6 protein-coding genes and 1 pseudogene are annotated in these 6,515 nt (G+C 63.7%); 6 read left to right on the top strand and 1 reads right to left on the bottom strand.

Features of this window, described 5'->3' with window-relative positions; all coding sequences use genetic code 11:
* From FJ980_RS28825 to FJ980_RS28850, 6 genes and pseudogenes are all read left to right on the top strand, one after another.
* Positions 1–434, top strand: a pseudogene (locus tag FJ980_RS28825) (peptide ABC transporter substrate-binding protein); the annotation flags it as partial.
* A gap of 75 nt (positions 435–509) precedes the next feature.
* A complete protein-coding gene (locus FJ980_RS28830; RefSeq protein ID WP_140547037.1) occupies positions 510–1,349 on the top strand; it encodes an alkaline phosphatase family protein in 840 nt (279 codons plus the stop codon).
* Between the two features lie 282 nt (positions 1,350–1,631).
* Positions 1,632–2,198 (top strand): sigma-70 family RNA polymerase sigma factor, encoded by a 567-nt coding sequence (locus FJ980_RS28835; protein ID WP_140547038.1) that lies wholly within the window; start codon positions 1,632–1,634, stop codon positions 2,196–2,198.
* Positions 2,195–2,860, top strand: a complete 666-nt coding sequence (locus FJ980_RS28840) for an anti-sigma factor (RefSeq protein ID WP_140547039.1) — start codon at positions 2,195–2,197, stop codon at positions 2,858–2,860. The genes FJ980_RS28835 and FJ980_RS28840 overlap by 4 nt, the downstream gene beginning before the upstream one ends.
* Positions 2,850–4,298: a S8 family serine peptidase gene (locus tag FJ980_RS28845; protein ID WP_140547040.1), complete on the top strand. Its 1,449-nt coding sequence runs from the start codon at positions 2,850–2,852 to the stop codon at positions 4,296–4,298. The genes FJ980_RS28840 and FJ980_RS28845 overlap by 11 nt, the downstream gene beginning before the upstream one ends.
* Before the next feature lie 126 nt (positions 4,299–4,424).
* Positions 4,425–4,964, top strand: coding sequence for a GNAT family protein (locus FJ980_RS28850; RefSeq protein ID WP_140547041.1), 540 nt, complete (start codon positions 4,425–4,427; stop codon positions 4,962–4,964).
* A 535-nt stretch (positions 4,965–5,499) separates the two neighbouring features.
* On the opposite strand, the gene FJ980_RS28855 is transcribed toward FJ980_RS28850, so the two are convergent.
* Positions 5,500–6,515: FAD-binding oxidoreductase (locus tag FJ980_RS28855; RefSeq protein WP_140547042.1), on the bottom strand; the 1,016-nt coding region annotated here is incomplete at its 5' end.

Raw genomic sequence — 6,515 nt, forward strand, 5'->3', positions numbered from 1 at the left:
CCCAGCTTTATCAGCAGTCCTGCGCCAAGGCCGGCATCAAGATAGAGATCAAGCGCGAGCCGGGCGACGGCTACTGGTCGGAAGTGTGGAACAAGCAGCCCTTCTCGCTCTCCTACTGGGGCGGCCGGCCGACGCAGGGCCAGATGTATTCCACCGGCTATCTGTCGACCGCCGACTGGAACGACACGCGCTTCAAGCGGCCCGAATTCGACAAGATGCTCTATACGGCGCGCGCCGAGCTGGACCAGGCCAAGCGCAAGACGATCTATCGCGACATGGCAATGCTGATGCGCGACGAAGGCGGCCTGATCGTGCCGTTCTTCAACCAGTTCGTCGACGCCGCCAACACCAAGAAGATCGGCGGCTGGGTGAAGAACCCGAATGGCGAGATGATGGACGGCTATGCGCTCAACGAGTGCTGGCTGAACGCCTGATATCAAGCTATCCAAAGCAGCGCCGCGTGTCCACGCGACACGCGGCGCTTCTGTTTTCGATGCATGAGAACCGCCGTGGCGCTCAAATCCAAACTGCTGCTCATCATCCTCGACGGCGTGCCCTACCGGAACTGGCGCCGGTTGATGGGCAATCTCGAAGGCTGGGCGCAGTCGGGCGAGGCGCAGGTGTGGAAGATGCGCTCGGTGCTGCCGTCGACCTCCGCCTGCTGCTACGCCTCGATCCACACCGGTGTTTCGCCGCAGATACATGGCATCCTTGCCAACGAGAACCGCTTTCGCGTCACCCAGCCGGACATCTTCTCGGAAGTGAGCAAGGCCGGCGGCAAGACGGGCGCGGTGACCCATTCCTACTGGTCGGAATTCTTCCGTTCGCATCCGTTCGATCTTGTCGAGGACATGGAATTCGATGAGCCAGGCGGGCCGATCACGCATGGCCGCTTCCACACCATGACCGGCTACAATCTCAAGAACCAGATGACGCCAAGCGACGTCGACCTGTTCGCGACGCTGACGATGCTGACCAAACGCCACGGCATCGACTACGGCATCGTCCACACCTGCACGCTGGACTCGATGGGCCATCGCTTTGGCCATGACTGCCACGAGATGGATCATGCCTGCTACGCGATGGACGCGATGTTGGCAGCCTTCCTGCCGCAATGGCGCGTAGCCGGCTATGAGGTGATCGTGACGGCCGACCACGGCCAGACCGACCGCGGCCACCATGGCGGCCATGACGACGAGATGCAGGATTTCGCGCTCTATTATTTCGGACCTGCGAAGGGGCCCGAGGCCGACACGCTGCTCGACCAGCTGCAGCTCGCGCCGACAGTGCTGAGCCGGCTTGGCGTGACGATACCGGAGACGATGAAGGCGAAGGTGTTTTTGGGGTAAGCGCCACCTCTCCCTTCTCCCCTTGTGGGAGAAGGTGGATCGGCGCGTTAGCGCCGAGACGGATGAGGGGTGTTCCAGCGGAGTGAGACGCTGGCATTCCCTGGAGCACCCCTCATCCGGCCGCTTCGCGGCCACCTTCTCCCACAAGGGGAGAAGGAGAAACCCTGCCCTCTGGCAACGCTCACTTTCTTCAGTTAGCCTCCAAAGAATCCTTGGCGGAGGGTGAACCTTTTTGGACCGATCAGCGACAGAGCTTCGAGGAGCCAGGCGGCTCAACCGGCCATGAATGCGGCGACGGAAACCGACCGCGCGCTTGTGGACCGGGTCGCGAAGGGCGACCGGGCCGCCGTCCGGCTCCTGTTCATGCGTCACCACGCGCGGATCTACCGCTTCGTGGCGCGCCAGACGGGATCGGAAATGATGGCCGACGATATCACGAACGAGGTCTTTCTGGAGCTGTGGAAACAGGCGCCCAGTTTCGAGGGGCGCTCTGAAGTTTCCACATGGCTGCTCGGCATCGCCCGCTTCAAGGGGCTGTCGATGCTGCGCAAGAAGAAGGAAGACTGGATCGACGACGACGACGCGGCGCAAGTTCCCGACGGCGCCGACACGCCGGAAGTCGTGACCATGAAGGAAGACAAGGCCGCCGCCTTGCGCCGCTTCGTCGATGCCCTGCCGGAAGAACACCGCGCGGTGATCGACCTTGCCTATTATCACGGCCAGTCGGTGACCGAGATCGGCGAGGTGCTCGACATCCCGGTCGCGACCGTCAAGACCAGGATGTTCTACGCCCGCAAGAAACTTGGCGAAGCCCTCAAGGCCGCCGGTTACGACAGGGGTTGGCCATGAGCGCCGCTGAAAAGATGTCGCGTCGCGACGAGATGGAAACGCTGCTGCCGTTTTACCTGAACGGCTCGCTGGAGGGCGCCGAGCTGGAGGCCGTCGAGGAGTGGCTGGCCACCGATCCGGCGGCGATGAATGCGCTTGGCGAAGCGGAGGCCGAGTTCTCCGGCACCGCGGCCGCCAACGAGGCGATCCGGCCGCCCGCCGACGCGTTCTCCCGCTTCTCCAAGGCGCTGGACGCCGAAGCCGGTCCGGTGCGCACGCCCGGCCAATCCTGGCTGGCAAGAGTCTTCGGCCGGGTGACGGCAATGCCTGCCGGTGTCGCCTGGGCGGCTGCCGCGGCGCTGCTTGCGCTGGTCATCGTGCAGGCCTTTGAGCAGCCGGGCGGCAAGGGCACCGACTTCGAAGTGGCCGGTGCCCAGGATGATCTGGCGAAGCTGCCTTTCGCGCTGGTCAAGTTCAAGCCGGATGCGAAGATGGCCGATATCGCCGCCTTCCTCGGCCAGAACGGGTTGAAGATCGCCGGCGGCCCGACCGCCGACGGCGTGTTCCACCTGACGATCCCGGCCAACACGGCGGCCGATTACGACAAGCTCGTCGGCCTCATTGCCGCCCAGCCTTTCGCGGAGGCTGTGGTGCAGGGAAGGAAACCGGCCGATGGCGGCTAAGGCGGTCATTCTGCATGCGGCGCTCCTTGCGGCGGCGGCATTTGTCGCCGCGCCTGCCTCCGCGCAGACCAACGATCCGAACCTGACGCAAAAGCAGCTCGATTGCCTGGACCGCACGACGGCGGCCGGCGGCGGCTGCGACAAGGACGGCGGCGCCAGGAATAGCGACGCGACGCCGGGCACGGCCACGGGCGGCGCGGTGTTCCTGCCGGCGCTGATCGTCGACCTGTTCCCGAATCCGCCGGCGGGCGCCGCCCCGCAGACGCCGGCGAACGAAACGTCGTCATCGAACGGTTCCAGCAACACGCCGCCACCCTCTCCGACGCCGAGCGGGCCCGTCACGGTGCCGCAGGGCCTCAACCTTGCCGAACCGCCGCGCGCGATCAGCGGCGAATTCGTGCCCGACGAGGTGCTGGTGACGGTCGACGGCGATGCCGGCGTGGTGCAGCAGATCGCCAATTCCTTCGGCCTGCAGGTGCGCTCGCAGCGCCAGTCGCTGCTGCTCGGCACCACTTTGGTGCGCTTCGGCATCACCGACGGGCGACCGGTCGGCGTGGTGCTGGCGCAGCTTGCGGCCGACGGGCGCACGCAGCGGCGCGAGCCCAACCATATCTATTCGCTGCAGCAGGCGGCGGGCATCGTCAACTACGCCTTCGAGCGTATCGCGCTCGATGCCAAGCAGGCGAGCGGCGAAAATGTGCGGGTCGCCGTCATCGACACCGGCATCGACGACACCAACCCGGCGCTCGCCGGCGTCATCGCCGGCCAATACGATGCCATGCCCAACGTGCCGATCGAGAAGCGCGACCACGGCACCTCGGTCGATGGCCTGATTGCCGGCGTCGGTCCGCTGGAAGGCATGGCGCCGGGCGCCAAAATCTACCACGCCCGCGCCTTCGAAGGCGGCAAGTCGACCATGGACGTCATCCTGTCGGCGCTCGACTGGGCTGCCGAGCAGAATGTGCGCATCATCAATATGAGCTTCGTCGGGCCGAAGAATGACCTGCTCGGCACCGCCTGCCGCAATGCGCGGGCGGCGGGCATCGCGCTGGTGGCAGCAGCCGGCAACAATGGACCGAAAGCGCCTTATGGCTATCCGGCCGCCTTCGACGGCGTGATCGCCGTGACCGCCACCGACGCCAAGGACGGGCTGATGCCGCAGGCCAATCGCGGCGCCTATGTCTTCATCTCGGCGCCGGGCGTCGAAATGGTGGCACCGAGCGGCGCGGGGTCGGACGTGGTGACCGGCACCTCCTTCGCCGCCGCGATCGTGTCTGGCGCCATCGCCAACCTGATCCACGCCGCGCCCGATCGCTCTGCCGACGACATCGAGAAGGCGCTGGCGGCCACGGCCAAGGATCTTGGCCCGAAGGGGCGCGACAATGACTTCGGCTATGGGCTGCTGGACATCACGGCGGCTGGAGCGGCGAAGGAGTGAGTCTCGTGTTCGAAACTCATGCCCCGATGCTTTCGTGTCCAAACTCAATCAAGTGGTTATAGCCATGGCCGCGATGAGCGGAGCCGGCCATTCGACAAATACGCACGAACATCTTGGTTTTCGCAAATGACAGCCGATCTTCCCGAACTTCGGGGCGCTCGCCTCATCCTTCGCAGACCAATTCCCCAAGATGTGGAAACGCGGCTAGCGCTCGGTCGGCATCGCGAGATCGTTGAAGCCTACGGTGGGATATTCGACCCTAGCACAATCTTTACCCGAGCCGATGCCGAAGCAGCCATTCGCTTCATCGAGCAACAGGACTATGCATGGGTGATCGATGCAGGTTGCTTTGTCGGTCATGTGCGCCTTCACAGCATAGACTGGCACGATAAGAGGGCGGCCTTGGCCATCGGCATCGACGATCAAGCATATCTCGGCAAGGGGTATGGTACCGAAGCGATCAGGCTCGTCCTCGGTTACGCGTTTGGTCTTGGCCTGCACCGCATTTCCCTAAGAGTCTTATCGTGCAATTCCCGCGCGATCGCTTGCTATCGCAAGTGCGGATTTGTGGAGGAGGGACGTGAGCGCGAAGCCGCATTGGTCAGCGGGGCTTGGCAGGACGACATCATTATGGGGCTGCTGGACAGAGAATTTGGTCCGATCTGATGATCAACCTAGTTCCCTGGCACAGGGATTTTGAAAGGTTGCCGTTTGTCTTGGCGCAAGATTTTCCGTTCATGTCCGTGAAATCAGCGCAAACGCCGGGGGATTGGTTGCGGCCGCCCCAACATCGTCATTCCAGGGCGGAGCAAGGAGCGAAGCGACGCGCGCAGACCATAGAATGCCGTGACTTGGAAGCTCCGCCACGGTGCTGAATTTTGCTCCCTTGCACGCCTTGGCGAAGGCAACGGCATGGATTCCAGGGTCTTCGCGACGGAGCTTCGCTCCTGCTCCGCCCTGGAATGACGATCGCGATGGCGTTTTCGGCCAATCTCCAACGCGTGCCACCTGCCAACGCAAACAGAGCCGACCGGTCAAAATCTCAGTGCAGTGCCACTATGTGCAGTGGCACTAATTGCTTCAGAAGAATTGTGGTTCACCTATCCCGGCGTCGCCATCCAGCCGCCTTTGACGGCGGATCGCGATGACCGCGATCGACCAATTGTCCATCGGATGACGATCAAGAATGGATTTCGGCCACTTAAAGCGCCGGACCCAACCGTACCGGGCTTCCATCGTAGAAACGCGACAGTCGAAAACGGCGGAGATCGTGCCCGGGTTCATTTCCCTGGATCAGGTCTGAGACGACGCGGCCGATGCCAGGTCCGATACCGAATCCGTGGCCGCTCATGCCCGTCGCGACGAAAAGACCGCCGACCGCCTGGACCCGATCCACGACGGGGACGACGTCGGGCATGGCGTCGATCATGCCGCCCCAGCCGGCCTTCAGGCGAACCGTCTCGAACCGGGGGAAAAGCTGTTTGAAATTGCGCTCGATCGAGCGAAGCTTTGCCGGCTCAGGGGCTGGGTTGAGCACGCGCATTCTTTCGAAAGGGCTTGCGGAATCCGGCGCCCAGTCGCGCGGGGTCGACCAGCCATCCGGGTAGCCCGACGGAGCGAACGGGAAATAGCGCGTTCCGAACGGATTGTCCCTAAGGGCGGGAATATACTTGGTGAAGTGCCGGAATGCGTCTGGCCCTAGATAGAGCAAGTGGCTGCCGCCTGCGGCGAGCGTGTATCCGCCATCCTGCCTGCGCCGGAAAGCGATGTGGTCGTCGGCGGCCGCGCCTCGATAGACCTCAGGCATGGGTTCCGTGGCAGCTGTAGTTACCCGGACGCTGAGCTGGGGGATGGACACGCCGTGCCTCGCCAGGAACAGGGAAGACCAGGCGCCGCCCGCGACCAGCACGGTTGAGGTCTCGATATATCCCGCCTCGGTCCAAACGCCCTTGATCCTGCCGGCTGCGATTTCGAGGGTGCGCGCGGCGCAATTCTCGACGATCCTGGCGCCTTTTCGCACGGCAAGCCTGGCCAGCGCAGGCACCGCCAACCAAGGCTCGGCGCGCATATCGGAAGGCGTCGTCATCGCGCCCTTGAATTTGCGCGACATGCCGGTGATGAGTCTTGCGGTTTCGTCGGTATCCAGGAGGCGCGTGTCGAGCTCATGGATCGCGGCGATCCTCATGAATTCTTCGAACTTGGCCACGTCCTTGTCGG

Origin of the sequence: Mesorhizobium sp. B1-1-5, from assembly GCF_006443065.1 — a bacterium.
Classification (GTDB): Bacteria; Pseudomonadota; Alphaproteobacteria; order Rhizobiales; family Rhizobiaceae; genus Mesorhizobium.

Bases quoted from the DNA above. Each gene is read 5' to 3' on its own strand.
- FJ980_RS28835 (WP_140547038.1), top strand. From the start codon at position 1,632: ATGAATGCGGCGACGGAAACCGACCGCGCGCTTGTGGACCGGGTCGCG.
- FJ980_RS28840 (WP_140547039.1), top strand. From the start codon at position 2,195: ATGAGCGCCGCTGAAAAGATGTCGCGTCGCGACGAGATGGAAACGCTG.
- FJ980_RS28845 (WP_140547040.1), top strand. From the start codon at position 2,850: ATGGCGGCTAAGGCGGTCATTCTGCATGCGGCGCTCCTTGCGGCGGCG.
- FJ980_RS28850 (WP_140547041.1), top strand. From the start codon at position 4,425: ATGACAGCCGATCTTCCCGAACTTCGGGGCGCTCGCCTCATCCTTCGC.